The sequence below is a fragment of the Mycobacterium sp. NGS16 genome, assembly GCF_059813225.1.
Window position 1 is genome coordinate 894,405 of record NZ_JCALEE010000001.1, and the last position, 13,617, is coordinate 908,021.

A 13,617-nucleotide genomic window follows, 5' to 3' on the forward strand; every position below is an offset into this window, starting at 1 on the left:
GCTGCTGCCCAACCGGGCGCCGCGGTGTTATCAATGGACCATGGCCGATTCCCGGTCCGCTGAGCGGCGAGGCGGCAGTCCCTCAGCGCGTGGCGCCGAGGGCTTCAGCGTGGGCACCCCGCGAGTGCTGGTGGTCGAGGATTCCGAGACGATCCGCGAGATGGTCAGCGAGGCGCTGGCCGACGCCGGCTATCTGACCGACGCCCAGCCCGACGGCAGCGCCCTGGAGGAGGTGTTGGACGGGTTCCGGCCGGATCTGGTGGTGCTCGATGTGATGCTGCCGGGACGCGACGGCTTCGCTCTGATGGATGTGATCCTGCGCTGGGGCGAGGTCGGCGTGGTGCTGCTGACCGCGCGCGACGGCCTGCCCGACCGGCTGCGCGGGCTCGACGGGGGCGCCGACGACTACGTGGTCAAGCCGTTCGAGCTCGCCGAACTGGTGTCGCGGGTCGGGGCGGTGCTGCGGCGCCGGGGCCGGCTGCCGGCGGCCGTACAGTTCGGCGACCTGATGGTCGATGTCGACGCCGGGGTGGCCTCGCGTTCGGGGACCCCGCTGGGCCTGACCGCCACCGAGCTGCGGGTGCTGGTCTACCTGGTCGAACAGCGTGGCCGGATCGTCAGCAGCGCGCAGATCCTCAATGCGGTGTGGGGGTATGAGGCCTACGACCCCAACCTGGTCCAGGTCCACATCAGCGGGCTGCGCCAGAAGCTGGAGGCGCACGGGCCGCGGATCCTGCACACCGTGCGCGGGATCGGCTACCGGCTGCAACTGTCGGCCTCATGACCGCCACCCCGTCACTGCGGCGCCGCTTGACGGTGATGGCGTTGGGACTGCTCGCCCTATTGATGCTCACCATGGGCCTGGTCATCAATGCGACCTTGAGCGCGCTGGCCAACCACAGCCTTCAAGAGCGGCTGTCGACCGCCACGAAGCGCGCTGATTCCCTTGTAGCACTGGGGATTTCCGCCGACCAACTGGCCGAACAGCTCAACGGTGGCGTCATCGGCGCGCTGGTGGTCACGGCGGACGGTGCCAGCTACGGCGACCCCGCGATCGAACCCGATGCGACCAGCGGATCAAGGTATCCGCCTCCACCCCTGGAGCCTGACGACACCGCGACGGTGTTGGTGCATCCGCTGGCCAACGGCGACCGGGTGATCCTGGTCGCCGACACCACCGAGGCGGTCGAGACGATGCACCGACTGCAACGCCTGATGATCGAAGCCGGGCTGGGAACTCTGCTCGTGGCGGCGATTCTGCTGGCCGGGGTGAGCCGGGCCATGCTCGCTCCGCTGGACCGGCTCACCGATCTGGCCCGGGATATCACCACCGGGGACCGGGGCCGGCGCCTGCGGCCCGACCGGCCGAGAACCGAACTCGGCCGCGCGGCAAGCGCTTTCGACGACATGCTCGATGAGCTGGAGGATTCCGAGAAGCGCGCGCAGCGGGCCGCCGACGCGGCGCAGCGCGCCGAAGCGGCGGTACGGCGTTTTCTGGCGGACGCCGCCCACGAATTGCGCACCCCGATCGCCGGCATTCAGGCCGCCGCCGAACAGATCGCCGGCAACGTCGGCCAGGACGTCGGCCAAGATGGCCAGGACGCGGTCGACCCTGAAGTGCTCCGACAGCATCGCCGCGCCACGATGCTGCTCACCGAGGCCCGCCGCGCCACCCGGCTGGTCACCGACATGCTCGACCTGAGCTACATCGACGCCGGTCTGCCACTGGAACTCAAAGATGTCGATCTGATCGGAATCGTCGACACCCAGCTCGAGCGGGCGGCGTTACTGGCCCCGCAACTGAACCTGGCCCGCACCGGCCTGGACACCTTGGCCGTGCGGGCGGACCCCACCCGGCTGGCGCAGATCCTGTCGAACCTGCTGGACAACTCCCGCCGCTACACCCCGCCCGGCGGGCAGATCACCGTCGACGTGCAGCGTGTCGGCGGCGCCGCCGAAGTGACCGTCACCGACACCGGGATCGGCATCCGCGCCGAGGACGCCGAGCGCATCTTCGACCGGCTGGTGCGCCTGGACAGTGCCCGCGGCCGCGACCACGGCGGCGCCGGGCTGGGTCTGCCGATCGCGCGGGCGCTGGCTGACGCGCACGGCGGCCAGCTGACCTGTGTGCCCCACGACGGCGGCGCCTGCCTCCGGCTGGTCCTGCCGATGATCGGGCCGCGACCGACCGGCTAGCTGCGGCGCAGCAACGGCTGGGTGCTGCAGCGGAACGCGCCGCCCAGCGATCGGCTGACGCGGAAGTCGACATACTCGACGGTCACGCCACGGCGTTTCAGCTGGTCACCGACCCCGCCGAAGGCCGGATCGGTCACATAGACGTCCGGGCTGATCGGCAGCCCGTTGGTGATCAGCTCCTTGGCCTGCGGTAGTGAAACCGAAATCCGGTCCCAGGATGCCAACGGCTCCGGAACCCCGTCGAGCAGTGCCTCTTCGCATACCACCATCAGCCCGTCGCGGATCAATCCGAGCGCGCAGTCCAAGTGCAGGATCTGCCGGTTGAGCCGGACGACCTCGACGGTATAGCCCTGTGCGCCGAGGAGTTTCTCCAACCAGCGCGCGCCGAGGTCGTTCGACGCCAGGCCGGAAGTGCCGACGAAGACGTGCTTGCCGAGCACCAGGACGTCGCCCCCCTCCAGGAACGGGCCGGGCCCCAGCGTCGCGTCGTCGTCGGCGGTGATCTCGGGAACCGGGACTGCGAGATAGCTGCAGGCCGCGGGATACACCCGTTCCAGCATGATGTCGCGCACCGGGAAGATTTCGCGGCGGCGGTGCCGAAACCGAACCGAGCCCTCGATCACGACGTTGCCGACGGTGAAGAACGGGTCTCGCACAAAGAAATTGGCGTACCCGTCGTGAGCTGATTTCTCGGCGGCGGTCAGCATCCGCGGCCGCAGCACCTCCACGCCGTAGCGGCGCAATACCGCCGCGAAATTCTCGCGCTCCTGCTCCCACGCGCGTTGGCGCTGCGGATATGCGATACCGAAATCCTGCCCGCCGGAGACATTTTCGGATTCGCCGGGCGGCAGGAACGCCAGTTCGGACACCGGAATATGTTCCGGCAGCGCCAGTTCGGATTGTGCCAGGACCACGGTGCGCAGCGGCGCGAACTCGCTCTCGACAAAGACCGGCGGGTTCTCGGACATGTCTGCGGGGTGCCGGTGCTACGGCTGCACGTAGCCCGGTGGGTTGACGGTGTCCACCCACAGGTCCACGCCCAGGTCGGAGCCGGGGACGCAGTCATAGACCGACAGGTCGGTGACGCCGGACTCGAGCAGCACGTCCTCGCAGAGCAGCGAGTTGCCGGTGTAGGAGCCGGCCGGGCGGGTCAAAATCGCGTAGGCGGCGTCGGCGTACACCTCGGGTGTGCGGGCCCGGGCCATCGCCTCGTCGCCGCCGAGCAGGTTCTGCACCGCGGCGGTGGCGATCAGGGTGCGCGGCCACAGCGTGTTGGACGCGACCTGGTGCTCGCGCAGCTCTTCGGCCATGCCCAGCGCGCACAGCGTCATCCCGAACTTGGCCATCATGTAGGCGGTCGGCTTGAGCCACTTGGATTCCAGGCGGATCGGCGGGGACAAGGTGAGGATGTGCGGGTTGTCCCGGCCGATCATGTGCGGGATGCAGGCCTGCGACACCGCGTAGGTGCCGCGCACCTCGATTTCGTTCATCAGGTCGAAGCGCTTGAGCGGCACCTCGAGGATCGATCCCAGGTTGATCGCCGAGGCGTTGTTGACGCAGATGTCGATCCCGCCGAACCGGTCGACGGCCGCCGCGACGGCCTCTCTGACCGAGTTCCCGTCCCGGATGTCGCCGACGATCGGCAGCGCCTGCCCGCCGGCGTCCTCGATCTCGGCGGCCGCGGTGTAGATGGTGCCGGACAGCTTCGGGTGCGGTTCGGCGGTTTTGGCGATCAGCGCGACATTGGCGCCGTCGCGCGCCGCCCGCTTGGCGATCGCCAGCCCGATCCCGCGGCTGGCGCCCGAGATGAACATGGTCTTACCGGAGAGTGGTCCTGGGGTTGGCATGGGTGTCACCCTATGCCGCCGTGCGGCGCGCGGTGAGCGTGCGGGGCAGATGGGTGATGGGTGACGGCGGCTGACGCCGCTTGGGCGGTTCCCGGCATGCCCAGGCCGGCTTACGCCGTAAACTAGGTGACCATTCGGCACGCTTGCGGCGACGTGATGACTCGGCCGATCAGAGCCTGCGGGCGCAGTGAAAAGGAAGTGGTCCGGTTGGATGCCGACGATCTCGATGGCCAGCGGCTGCTGGACGCCGAGGTAACCGGCAGTGGCGACGGTCAGCGCCCGCCGTCACAGCTGAGCCGCGACGGGATCCTGGAGATGGCGATCGACTTCATCGACCGCCACGGCCTGGCGAAGCTGACCATGCGTGCGCTGGGCGCGGCCTGCGGCGTCGAGGCGATGGCGCTCTACCGCTACGTGCACGGCCGCGGTGACCTGCTGACCGGGGTCGTCGACCACATCATCGATCGGCTCTATGCCGACCAGCTCGCCGCGCGGCGACAAGAAGACGGCTGGCAGGACTACCTGATGCGGCTGGCGCACGGAGTGCGCCAGATCGCCCTCGACCATCCGGAGGTCTTCCCACTGGTCGCCACGCAGGCTCCCGAGGCGCCGTGGGTTCGGCCGCCGCTGCGCAGCCTGCGCTGGATGGAAAGCTTCCTCGACACGCTGATCTCCTACGGATTCGACGACGGCGCCGCGGTGGTCGCCTACCGCTCCTACACCACGTTCCTGATCGGGCACCTGTTGTTGGAGGTCTCTGAGCATGGGGCGGAGCTGCATCCCGAGGAGGCGCTGCTGGAGGACAGCGTCCGGCCGGTGCGCGACCTGACGAGTTATCCGCACCTGCAGCGGTTGCAGCCGATGCTGTCCCAGGACCACAGCAGCGCCGAATTCGAAGAGGCGCTGGAAGCCATGCTTGACCGGCTCGAACTGCTGCTTGCCCGACACTGAGCCACAGGTTTACGGCGTAAACACCGTGGGTATGTTGTGTTGTGCATCACACGGTTGGCGCGCATCGGGAGGAGCGTCGCATGGGACTGACGGACAAGGCGAGAAACGCCGCGCAGCATGCTGCGGGCAAGGCCAAAGAGGCCGCCGGGAAGGCCACCGGCAATGACGAGCTGAAGAACGAGGGCAAGGCCGACCAGGGCAAGTCCAGCCTGAAGAAGGCCGGCGAGCACATCAAAGACGCCTTCCGGGGCTGAGGCACCCGAGAATGCGCATCTCGCGCCGGGCGGCGGCACCGCCCGGCGACAACATCGTGCCGGGCGGAAACGGGGGGGCGGCAGATGGTGTGGCGATTCATTCGGCCGGTGGGGTTGGCCGTGCTGTGTGTGGGGGTGATCGTGTTGCTCGCACCGGTGTCGATCTCCGACGGCGATGGCGGTTCGATCGGCTGCGGCAGCATCGCGGCGACGGATATCTCCGGCGCCTTGGACGCCAACGCCAAGAGCGTGGCCACCGTGTTGGTGGCCACTCAGGGTGTCCCGCACACCAACTACGTCGCCGGCTGCCAGTCCGCACTGTCGAGCCGGCGCGCCTTGGTTGTGACGCTGGTGGCCCTCGGGCTCGTCGCCGCCGCCGTCGGGTTTACAACGTAAACGAACTGGCGTAGCTTCATCCGCATGCTGTTCGGTTTACGCCGTAAACTCGGTCGCTGCGCGGTATGGCGCGGCCGGGGGGCGGCGTCGGATCCGGCGGGAGCGGCAGCGGCCGCTACGTCGGCGACGGGTCATCCCGCCGAGGACGCACTTGCCTACGTGGTGGCTCCTCATGACGACGAGGTGCGCGTCGTTCTGGAACGCACCGGCTCAGCGCTGCTGGTCTGCGCGGGCGGCAGCGTCGACGCATCCAACGTGGCCGTCTGGCGCCAGCTGATCGGCGAGGCCGCCGCGATTACTGCCGCACCGGGTCCGCTGGTCGTCGATACCAGCGGGCTGGAGTTCATGGCCGTCTGCGCCTTTGCCGCATTGGCCGAGGAAGCGACCAGCTGCCGGCGCCGGGGCGTCCGGCTCTGCCTGGTCAGCAGCCAACCGATCGTCGGCCGGGTCATCAAGGCGGCAGGCTTCGATGGCGAGCTGTCGTTCTGCGCCACGCTCGACGAGGCGCTCGACGACGCGCCGCGGGAAGACCCCGGGCCGGTCGATGGGTCCAGCGCCTGACGCTGGTCACCCGGCCCGGATGTCAGCGACCACCGCATCGGTCAGCCGGATCAGATCCGCCGGCGCCACGGCCACGTCCCAACCGCGTTGGCCGGCGCTGCACAGCACCCGATCGAAGTTCGCGGCCGAGGCGTCCACGACCGTCGGCAGTGCCTTTCGCTGGCCGAACGGCGAGATCCCGCCCAGCACGTAACCGGTCGCTTCGTTGGGCCGCCGCGGGGTCGGCCATCGCCGCCTTGGATGCGCCGAGCGCGGTGGCGACGGCTTTCAACGACAGCTTCGCCGGCACCGGCAGCACCGCGACCGCCAGGCCGCGCGGCACGGTGACGACCAGCGTTTTGAAGATCTGCTCGGGTCGCACCCCAGCCGGCCCTGCGGTGGCGAGCTGCTCGACGGCCTCGGCTCCAAACGAGCGCTGGTCGGGTTCGTGACGGTAGCGCAGCACTTCGTGCGGTACCTGCGCGGCGATCAAGGCGGCGATGGCCCGGGTTGCCGCGCGACTCACCGGGCCAGGATAACGGCGGGAAATAGCGTCATCGCCGACGCTGTTGAGCAAGGCAGCGCGCGGCCACCACGCGCAGCCGATGTCCACAGTCCTAGGATCGGAGGGAGTCCGGGTGTCAACGGCGATCGGTCTGCTGGAAATCGAGCCATCGACGGTTGTGGGCACCGCGACAGAAGGGACTGCAGCGATCACGATGGCTGACGGCGACAGTGCGACCCAAACCGGGACCGAGACTGCGGCAGAGACAACGGTCCCGGTTCGTTCCGATGAGACCGACGAGCAACTGACGGCGCGCTTCGAGCGTGACGCGATCCCGATGCTCGACCAGCTCTACGGCGGTGCGCTGCGGATGACGCGCAATCCGGCGGACGCCGAGGACCTGCTGCAGGAGACCATGGTCAAGGCCTACGCCGGGTTCCGGTCTTTTCGGGAGGGCACCAACCTCAAGGCGTGGCTGTACCGCATCCTGACCAACACCTACATCAACAGCTACCGCAAGAAGCAGCGCAAGCCCGCCGAATACCCGACCGACGAGATCACCGACTGGCAGCTGGCCGCCACCGCCGAGCACACCTCGACGGGTCTGCGGTCGGCGGAGGTCGAAGCTTTGGAGTTGCTGCCCGACACCGAGATCAAAGAGGCGTTGCAGCAGCTTCCCGAAGAATTCCGGATGGCGGTGTACTACGCCGACGTCGAAGGGTTCCCGTACAAGGAGATCGCCGAGATCATGGATACGCCGATCGGCACGGTGATGTCGCGCCTGCATCGCGGCAGGCGCCAGTTGCGCAGTCTGTTGGCCGACGTCGCCAGAGACCGCGGGTTCATCCGTGACGGCCAGGCATCGGAGGAGGTGTCGTCGTGACCGAGTACACCGGAGAGTGCGCTACGCCGGATCCCGACCGGCCGGTCACCGACTGTTCCCAGGTCATCGCCGAGGTATGGACGCTGCTGGACGGTGAGTGCACCGCAGAGACCAAGGCCAAGCTGCGCCGGCACCTCGAGGAGTGCCCGGGTTGCCTGCGCCATTACGGGGTCGAGGAACGGATCAAGGCGTTGATCGCCCGCAAGTGCAGTGGCGAAAAGGCGCCCCGCCAGCTCTACGAGCGGGTCCGGCTGGAGATCAGCCGCACCACGATCATCCACCGCGACGGCTAGGGCCGGGCCGGCGACGGCCCCGACAGCGTGTTAAGCGTTGGGGCGCTTGCCGTGGTTGGCTTTGCTGTGCTTGCGATCGCGCTTCTTGCGGCCACGCTTTGCCATGATTGACCCTCCTAGCAGGTATTCCGGCTGGACAGTCTCTCACACCGGTGGCGGGGCCTTGGATTTGACCGGCCCCGCCACCGATTGCGCGCACCTCAGTGGAAGGACCGCGCCCCCGCCAGGGTCTGCGGCACGGGTGCGGCCGGGGCGCCGGCCGTGGGAGCGCCGAAGGCCGGCGGAGTTCCTGGCGGCGGCGTCCCGACCGCGGGCGCCCCGGGCACGCCCCCCGCAGGCGGGGTCAGCGAACTGACGTCGCTGGGCATGATCGAGCCCACCCCGGGCACCACGCGGTTCAGCATGCCGTTGAGCGCCTGCAGGAAGGAGTTGGCGGCGTTCACACCGGCCGCCGAGCTGCCGGCGGCCGGTCCGGGCGCACCGGGCAGCGCCGGCGCACCGATCGGGGCTGGGAGCGGCATCGGGTCATCGACCAGGGCCGGGGCGGCCTTGGCGGAGGCGACACCGAACCCCAGGGAGGCCAGCGTCATGGCGGCTGCGCACACCAGGGGCAACCGGACTCGCGGGTTTGCAAAACGGTTCTCAGACAACGCGTACTCCTCAGCTCGACTTCGATTCGTCCCCCGCGTCACGGCCAATACGTCACGCGTTAGAAACACTGGAGTAACGGTGCTATGCAATTGTCACAGTAGAAACACGACACGGTCACGGATCCAACTCTCTAGATCCGCTTAAGTGTCTTGGAGTTCGCTTAATCGGCGCTGCGGGCGGATACCGCGGGGCGCCAAGTGCGCGCCCCGCTCAACGACGCAGCGGGGTTGTGGTTCCATAAGACGAAGAATTTTTGGGTGATCAGGGAATCGTTGACTGGTGATGAACGAGGTGAAGATGGCCGAGGACGTTCGCGCGGAGATCGTGGCCAGCGTGCTCGAGGTCGTGGTCCACGAGGGCGAACAGATCAACGAGGGCGACACCGTGGTGTTGCTGGAGTCGATGAAGATGGAGATCCCCGTGCTGGCCGAGTCCGCGGGCACCATCAGCAAGGTGGCCGTGAAGGTCGGAGATGTCATCCAGGCCGGCGACCTCATCGCCGTGATCAGCTGAGCGCAGCTTTCCCATGGCGTGACATGAGCCATGTCCACCCTCGGTGACCTGCTTGCCGAACACACCGTTTTGCCGGGCAATGCGGTGGACCACCTGCATGCCGTGGTCGGGGAGTGGCAACTACTGGCGGACCTGTCGTTCGCCGACTATCTGATGTGGGTGCGCCGCGAGCCGGCGGCCGGCGGCGCACTGGTGTGCGTCGCACAGTGCCGGCCCAACACCGCGCCCACGGTGTTGCTCACCGACGCCGTCGGAACCGTCGCCGACGCGGAGTCGCTGCCGCTGGTGGCTGGGGCGTTCGAATCGGGCGTTATCGGCCGGGCCAGCCCGGAAGACGCTGCCGGGCAACGCAGTACCGAGGCCGTTCCGGTGCGCCACGGCGACCGGGTGGTGGCCGTGCTCACCCACCAGACCGCATTGACCGGCGGGCGCGAATCCAGCCGGCTGGAGGCGGCCTATCTGGACTGCGCGGCGGACCTGGTGCACATGCTCTCCGAGGGCACCTTCCCCGACGTCGGCGACATCGCGGTGTCGCGTTCGAGTCCGCGAGTCGGTGACGGCTTTATTCGCCTCGGCGTCGACGGCACGGTCAGCTATGCCAGCCCGAACGCGTTGTCGGCCTACCACCGGATGGGGCTGGCCGCCGAACTCGCCGGCCACAACCTGGTCGCCGTCACCCGGCCACTGATCTCCGACCCGTTCGAGGCACACGAGTTGGCCGAGCATGTCCGCGATTCGCTGGCCGGCGGATCGAGCATGCGGTTCGAGGTTGATGCGGCCGGTGCGGTGGTGCTGCTGCGCACCCTGCCGCTGATCGTGCACGGCCGGCCGGCCGGCGCCGCCGTGCTGGTCCGCGACGTCACCGAGGTGAAACGCCGTGACCGGGCGCTGCTGTCCAAAGACGCCACGATCCGCGAGATCCACCACCGGGTGAAGAACAACCTGCAGACCGTGGCGGCGCTGCTGCGCCTGCAGGCCCGCCGCACCACGAACACCGAAGGACGCGACGCGCTCCTGGAATCGGTGCGGCGGGTCTCCTCGATCGCGCAGGTGCACGAGGCGCTGTCGATGTCGGTCGACGAGGTGGTCAACCTCGACAAGGTGATCGACCGGATCCTGCCGATGATGAACGACGTCGCCAACGTGGACACTCCGATCCGGGTGGCCCGAACCGGAACACTCGGGGCGCTCGACGCCGACCGGGCGACCGCCCTGGTCATGGTGATCACCGAGCTGGTGCAGAACGCGATCGAGCACGCCTTCTCCGCGGACGCGGATCGGCGCAGTGTGACGATCCGGTCCGAACGGTCGGCGCGCTGGCTCGACGTGGTGGTGCACGACGACGGGCACGGCCTGCCCGCCGGGTTCCGCCTGGAGACCTCCGACCGGCTGGGTCTGCAGATCGTCAACACCCTGGTATCGGCGGAGCTGAGCGGTTCGCTGACCGCGCGTGATGCCCCCGGCGGCGGCACCGAGATGGTGCTGCGGATTCCGGTCGGCAGCCGGCGGACCCGTCCGGCGCCGTGAGCACCAGGGGTGCCCCGGCGCAAAACGACGCGGCCCCGACCTGGTCGGAGCCGCGTCGCAAGTTGCCCGCTGGGATCAGACCCCGCTGCGCGCCCGGGTCCGGGCGTTGCGGCGCTTGAGTGCACGCCGCTCGTCCTCGCTCATGCCGCCCCACACGCCGGCGTCCTGGCCGGTCTCCAGCGCCCAGGTCAGGCACTCGGTGACCACCGGACACCGGGCGCAAACCTGCTTAGCGGAAGCGATCTGGGCGAGTGCCGGCCCGCTGTTTCCCACCGGGAAGAACAGCTCCGGGTCCTCGTCGCGACAGACCGCCTTGTGGCGCCAATCCATAAGTCTCCAACTCCTCACTGTAGAGCGCAGCAGGGCGCACCCTTGTTTTTCGACTGTTAATAAGCGGCGGCAAGAAATGAATACGGCTTGCATCCGATCGCTCGATCGTTTCACAGCCTGGACAGATGTCAAGAGTGTGCCTTATCACGTGGCCAACGTCACGCGTGCGTGGGGCTGCTCCCAGGCCGGCCGCCGATGTGTACTACAGTGGGTTCAACTGTGTGCTCCGCGGCCGCGCGAAATATCATCCGCGCAGGTCAGCGGAGTTTTTTGCTGGGGGAGCGACGACGGTGAGGGCGTCGGGCACCGCGCGGAACGTCATCGTAGTGCGCAACCCCAGGTACTCCCCGTCGATCTGGGTGGCGATCGGCGTGTCGCCGGCGTCGATGCGCAGTGCGGTCACGTTGTCGTCCCGGATGAGCTGCTTGGCGCGAATCTTCGGCCGCTTCGACAGCATCTGCCGGACCAGCCGCAAGGTGGGCAGCACCCTCATGCTGGTCGTCGCGAACACCCCCATCCCGGACTCGAACGTGGTGTCGGGGTTGGTCCACACGCAGCGCTCGTCGGCATAGGTCCACGGGCTGCAGTTGGAGACGAACACGAAGTGCACCCCGGCAACCGGCTCGTCGTCGCCCAGCTGCAGCGTCAACGTCGGCGCTCGGCGCGTGGTGGCCAGTACGGCCGGAACCGCCGCGCGGACGTAGCGCAGCGCGGTGACGGCATGGCCCTTTTCGCGTTCGGCTTCGACGGCGGCCACCACCTCGGCGTCGACGCCCATCCCGGCGTTGAGCACCGACCACCGCTCGCCGCAGTCGATCAGCCCGATCCGGCGCCAATTCGGTTGCCCGCCAGGGCCATTGATCAATTCGATCAGTTGATTAGTGGCCACCGTCGGGTCGGGGGCGATCCCCAGCGAACGGGCGAACACGTTCGCCGAGCCGCCGGGCACCACCGCCACCGCGGGCAGGTGCTTCGGCGGCGCTGAACCGGGTTTTCCGAGGAGGCCGTTGACCACACCGTGCACGGTGCCGTCGCCGCCGTGCGCGATGACCAGGTCCACGCCGTCACGGGCCGCGGCCTGGCTGATTTCGATGGCGTGGCCGCGGTAGTCGGTGTGCACGACGCTCAGGTCGAGCCGGCTCTTGAGTGCGTAGGCCAACAGGTCCCGTCCGGCCGCGGTCGTCGAGGTGGCATTGGGATTGACGATCAGCACGGCACGCACGGGGTACCAGTCTATGGGCATCGAGGCGATAACAGGGCCGTGGTTAGGCTGGCGGCGTGAACGCTGTCGCTGACCCGCCGCGCGCCGTGCGGGGCGCGGGCCTGATCGTCGCAGTACAGGGGGCGGTCGGGCTGGCGGTGGCCGTGGTGCTGGTGGTGCGCGCAGTGGCCGGAGCCGATCAGCGGCTGGTCAACGGCTACGGCACCGCGGCGTGGTTCGCGCTGGTCGGTGCTGCGGTGCTGGCCGCCGGCGCGGGGTTGCTGCGGGGCCGGCGGCTCGGCCGCGGCATCGCGGTGTTCGTCAACCTGACCCTGTTGCCGGTGGCCTGGTACCTGGGAGTCGGCTCGCAGCGGTGGGGCTACGGCGCCGTGGTGGGCGTGGCGGCGGCGGCGGTACTGGCGGCGCTGTTCAGCCCGGCGGCGCTGCGTTGGGCGGCGCAACGCCCAGTGCGGACAGGATCGTAGCGAACTTCGTCACGGTTTCGGCCAGCTCGTCGTCCGGATCGGATTCGGCGACGATCCCGCCACCGGCATGGGCCAGCGCAGATCTCCGGTCGGCGGACAGTTGCGCGCAGCGGATCGAGACCACCCACCGCCCGTCGCCGACGGCATTGCACCAACCGACCGCCCCGGCGTAGAAGCCCCGGTCGCCTTCCAGCCGCTCGATCAGGTCGAGCGCGGCCGCCGTCGGGAACCCGCCGACCGCCGCGGTCGGGTGCAGCGCCAGTGCCAAATCCAGTGCGGTGGTGGCGGTGTCGCGGAGCCGGCCGGTGATCGGGCTGCTCAGGTGCCAGACCGCGGCGGTGCCGGTCAGCCGCGGCGCCGGTGCGATGTCGAGTTCGGTGCACAGCGGTTCGAGCGCGGTGCGCAACTGGTCGACGACCAACTGATGCTCGTGGCGGTTCTTGCCGGATTCGGCCAGCGCGGCCCCGTTGGCGGCATCGACGGCCGGGTCGGGCGAGCGGGGTGCCGAGCCGGCGAACGGCCGGCAGGTCACCCGGTCGCCGTCGCGGGCGACCAGCAACTCGGGGCTGGCGCCCACCAGGACCGCCCCGGCGTAGGCGTCCCCGGCAGCGCTCAGGTCGACCAGATAGCCGTAGCCGCTCGGATCGGCGGCGATCAACCGGCGCAGCACGGTACCGGTGTCCAACGGCGCGTCGGCGGCCAGTCGCAGGCCGCGGGCCAGCACCACTTTGCGCAGCGCCCCCTGCGTCGCGGTCAGTTCGTGCAGAGCCCGGCGGATCCGGGCCCGGTGCTCGTCGGGCTCCGGCAGCTGCGCCACGATGCGCACCGTGGGCAGTGCCGCAGCGGGGGCTCGCAGCGCGTCATCGTGACGCACCCGGGCCGGCGCGAACAGGGCGGCAGCGCCATCCGGGCGGAAAGGCAACGCGCCCACCACAATTGGTGCCTCACCGGACGCCAGCGCGGCCTGCGCGTCGGCGACATCGCAGAATCCGGTCACGGCTTCGTCGGCCACCAGTGTCCCGGCCGGTCCGGACAGCACGAACGC

General features: G+C 69.1%; 18 protein-coding genes and 1 pseudogene. 11 read left to right on the top strand and 8 right to left on the bottom strand.

The features are described from left to right. Positions 1-40 precede the first annotated feature (40 nt). Both AC5Y4Q_RS04405 and AC5Y4Q_RS04410 read left to right on the top strand, forming a co-directional pair. Complete coding sequence (locus AC5Y4Q_RS04405; protein ID WP_185746544.1) at positions 41-784, top strand: response regulator transcription factor; 744 nt, start codon at positions 41-43, stop codon at positions 782-784. Beyond that, positions 781-2,196 carry a sensor histidine kinase gene (locus AC5Y4Q_RS04410; protein WP_499958087.1) on the top strand — a complete coding sequence of 472 codons (1,416 nt, stop codon included), beginning with the start codon at positions 781-783 and terminating at the stop codon, positions 2,194-2,196. The genes AC5Y4Q_RS04405 and AC5Y4Q_RS04410 overlap by 4 nt, the downstream gene beginning before the upstream one ends. On the opposite strand, the gene AC5Y4Q_RS04415 is transcribed toward AC5Y4Q_RS04410, so the two are convergent. After that, entirely contained in the window at positions 2,193-3,164 is a 972-nt protein-coding gene (locus AC5Y4Q_RS04415; protein WP_499958089.1) for a dimethylarginine dimethylaminohydrolase family protein, read from the bottom strand. The two genes, AC5Y4Q_RS04410 and AC5Y4Q_RS04415, sit on opposite strands and share 4 nt — an antisense overlap. Positions 3,165-3,182: 18 nt before the next feature. Beyond that, the gene (locus tag AC5Y4Q_RS04420; protein ID WP_499958091.1) at positions 3,183-4,043 is read right to left on the bottom strand and encodes an SDR family oxidoreductase; all 861 of its coding nucleotides are present in this window, start codon (positions 4,041-4,043) and stop codon (positions 3,183-3,185) included. A gap of 207 nt (positions 4,044-4,250) precedes the next feature. On the opposite strand from AC5Y4Q_RS04420, the gene AC5Y4Q_RS04425 reads away from it, so the two are divergent. From AC5Y4Q_RS04425 to AC5Y4Q_RS04440, 4 genes are all read left to right on the top strand, one after another. Then, the gene (locus AC5Y4Q_RS04425) at positions 4,251-4,994 is read left to right on the top strand and encodes a TetR/AcrR family transcriptional regulator (protein WP_064921671.1); all 744 of its coding nucleotides are present in this window, start codon (positions 4,251-4,253) and stop codon (positions 4,992-4,994) included. An 80-nt stretch (positions 4,995-5,074) separates the two neighbouring features. Next, a complete protein-coding gene (locus AC5Y4Q_RS04430; protein ID WP_064921661.1) occupies positions 5,075-5,248 on the top strand; it encodes a CsbD family protein in 174 nt (57 codons plus the stop codon). An 84-nt stretch (positions 5,249-5,332) separates the two neighbouring features. After that, positions 5,333-5,644, top strand: coding sequence for an aminopeptidase (locus tag AC5Y4Q_RS04435; RefSeq protein WP_125224406.1), 312 nt, complete (start codon positions 5,333-5,335; stop codon positions 5,642-5,644). Positions 5,645-5,668: 24 nt separating this feature from the next. Then, positions 5,669-6,205 carry an anti-sigma factor antagonist gene (locus AC5Y4Q_RS04440; RefSeq protein ID WP_499958094.1) on the top strand — a complete coding sequence of 179 codons (537 nt, stop codon included), beginning with the start codon at positions 5,669-5,671 and terminating at the stop codon, positions 6,203-6,205. A 6-nt stretch (positions 6,206-6,211) separates the two neighbouring features. On the opposite strand, the pseudogene ybaK reads toward AC5Y4Q_RS04440, so the two are convergent. Further along, positions 6,212-6,710: pseudogene (gene ybaK, locus AC5Y4Q_RS04445) on the bottom strand (Cys-tRNA(Pro) deacylase). Positions 6,711-6,903: 193 nt separating this feature from the next. Here ybaK and AC5Y4Q_RS04450 point away from each other — a divergent pair. Both AC5Y4Q_RS04450 and rsrA read left to right on the top strand, forming a co-directional pair. After that, complete coding sequence (locus AC5Y4Q_RS04450; protein ID WP_235663859.1) at positions 6,904-7,572, top strand: sigma-70 family RNA polymerase sigma factor; 669 nt, start codon at positions 6,904-6,906, stop codon at positions 7,570-7,572. Beyond that, positions 7,569-7,865 (top strand): mycothiol system anti-sigma-R factor, encoded by a 297-nt coding sequence (gene rsrA / locus AC5Y4Q_RS04455; protein ID WP_064921664.1) that lies wholly within the window; start codon positions 7,569-7,571, stop codon positions 7,863-7,865. Before AC5Y4Q_RS04450 ends, rsrA begins: the two co-directional genes overlap by 4 nt. Before the next feature lie 30 nt (positions 7,866-7,895). Here rsrA and AC5Y4Q_RS04460 read toward each other — a convergent pair whose 3' ends face one another. Then, entirely contained in the window at positions 7,896-7,970 is a 75-nt protein-coding gene (locus AC5Y4Q_RS04460; protein WP_011728008.1) for a 50S ribosomal protein bL37, read from the bottom strand. 95 nt (positions 7,971-8,065) lie between these two features. Next, positions 8,066-8,455 (bottom strand): hypothetical protein, encoded by a 390-nt coding sequence (locus AC5Y4Q_RS04465; RefSeq protein WP_064921665.1) that lies wholly within the window; start codon positions 8,453-8,455, stop codon positions 8,066-8,068. Positions 8,456-8,813: 358 nt separating this feature from the next. On the opposite strand from AC5Y4Q_RS04465, the gene AC5Y4Q_RS04470 reads away from it, so the two are divergent. After that, positions 8,814-9,029, top strand: a complete 216-nt coding sequence (locus AC5Y4Q_RS04470) for a biotin/lipoyl-binding carrier protein (RefSeq protein ID WP_064921674.1) — start codon at positions 8,814-8,816, stop codon at positions 9,027-9,029. A gap of 30 nt (positions 9,030-9,059) precedes the next feature. Next, entirely contained in the window at positions 9,060-10,556 is a 1,497-nt protein-coding gene (locus AC5Y4Q_RS04475) for a sensor histidine kinase (protein ID WP_125224376.1), read from the top strand. A 75-nt stretch (positions 10,557-10,631) separates the two neighbouring features. Here the strand turns inward: AC5Y4Q_RS04475 and AC5Y4Q_RS04480 are convergent, their stop codons facing one another. Both AC5Y4Q_RS04480 and AC5Y4Q_RS04485 read right to left on the bottom strand, forming a co-directional pair. Then, a complete protein-coding gene (locus AC5Y4Q_RS04480) occupies positions 10,632-10,886 on the bottom strand; it encodes a WhiB family transcriptional regulator (protein ID WP_019737187.1) in 255 nt (84 codons plus the stop codon). Positions 10,887-11,130: 244 nt separating this feature from the next. Further along, complete coding sequence (locus AC5Y4Q_RS04485) at positions 11,131-12,108, bottom strand: diacylglycerol/lipid kinase family protein (protein ID WP_499958097.1); 978 nt, start codon at positions 12,106-12,108, stop codon at positions 11,131-11,133. 56 nt (positions 12,109-12,164) lie between these two features. On the opposite strand from AC5Y4Q_RS04485, the gene AC5Y4Q_RS04490 reads away from it, so the two are divergent. Continuing rightward, positions 12,165-12,572 carry a hypothetical protein gene (locus tag AC5Y4Q_RS04490; RefSeq protein ID WP_499958099.1) on the top strand — a complete coding sequence of 136 codons (408 nt, stop codon included), beginning with the start codon at positions 12,165-12,167 and terminating at the stop codon, positions 12,570-12,572. On the opposite strand, the gene AC5Y4Q_RS04495 is transcribed toward AC5Y4Q_RS04490, so the two are convergent. After that, positions 12,517-13,611 (bottom strand): isochorismate synthase, encoded by a 1,095-nt coding sequence (locus tag AC5Y4Q_RS04495; RefSeq protein ID WP_499958101.1) that lies wholly within the window; start codon positions 13,609-13,611, stop codon positions 12,517-12,519. The genes AC5Y4Q_RS04490 and AC5Y4Q_RS04495 overlap by 56 nt on opposite strands. Positions 13,612-13,617 lie beyond the last annotated feature (6 nt).

Bases quoted from the DNA above. Each gene is read 5' to 3' on its own strand.
- AC5Y4Q_RS04430 (WP_064921661.1), top strand. From the start codon at position 5,075: ATGGGACTGACGGACAAGGCGAGAAACGCCGCGCAGCATGCTGCGGGC.
- AC5Y4Q_RS04420 (WP_499958091.1), bottom strand. From the start codon at position 4,043: ATGCCAACCCCAGGACCACTCTCCGGTAAGACCATGTTCATCTCGGGC.
- AC5Y4Q_RS04465 (WP_064921665.1), bottom strand. From the start codon at position 8,455: ATGACGCTGGCCTCCCTGGGGTTCGGTGTCGCCTCCGCCAAGGCCGCC.
- AC5Y4Q_RS04440 (WP_499958094.1), top strand. From the start codon at position 5,669: ATGCTGTTCGGTTTACGCCGTAAACTCGGTCGCTGCGCGGTATGGCGC.
- AC5Y4Q_RS04480 (WP_019737187.1), bottom strand. From the start codon at position 10,886: ATGGATTGGCGCCACAAGGCGGTCTGTCGCGACGAGGACCCGGAGCTG.
- AC5Y4Q_RS04475 (WP_125224376.1), top strand. From the start codon at position 9,060: ATGTCCACCCTCGGTGACCTGCTTGCCGAACACACCGTTTTGCCGGGC.
- AC5Y4Q_RS04435 (WP_125224406.1), top strand. From the start codon at position 5,333: ATGGTGTGGCGATTCATTCGGCCGGTGGGGTTGGCCGTGCTGTGTGTG.
- AC5Y4Q_RS04450 (WP_235663859.1), top strand. From the start codon at position 6,904: ATGGCTGACGGCGACAGTGCGACCCAAACCGGGACCGAGACTGCGGCA.
- AC5Y4Q_RS04405 (WP_185746544.1), top strand. From the start codon at position 41: ATGGCCGATTCCCGGTCCGCTGAGCGGCGAGGCGGCAGTCCCTCAGCG.
- AC5Y4Q_RS04415 (WP_499958089.1), bottom strand. From the start codon at position 3,164: ATGTCCGAGAACCCGCCGGTCTTTGTCGAGAGCGAGTTCGCGCCGCTG.
- AC5Y4Q_RS04470 (WP_064921674.1), top strand. From the start codon at position 8,814: ATGGCCGAGGACGTTCGCGCGGAGATCGTGGCCAGCGTGCTCGAGGTC.
- AC5Y4Q_RS04410 (WP_499958087.1), top strand. From the start codon at position 781: ATGACCGCCACCCCGTCACTGCGGCGCCGCTTGACGGTGATGGCGTTG.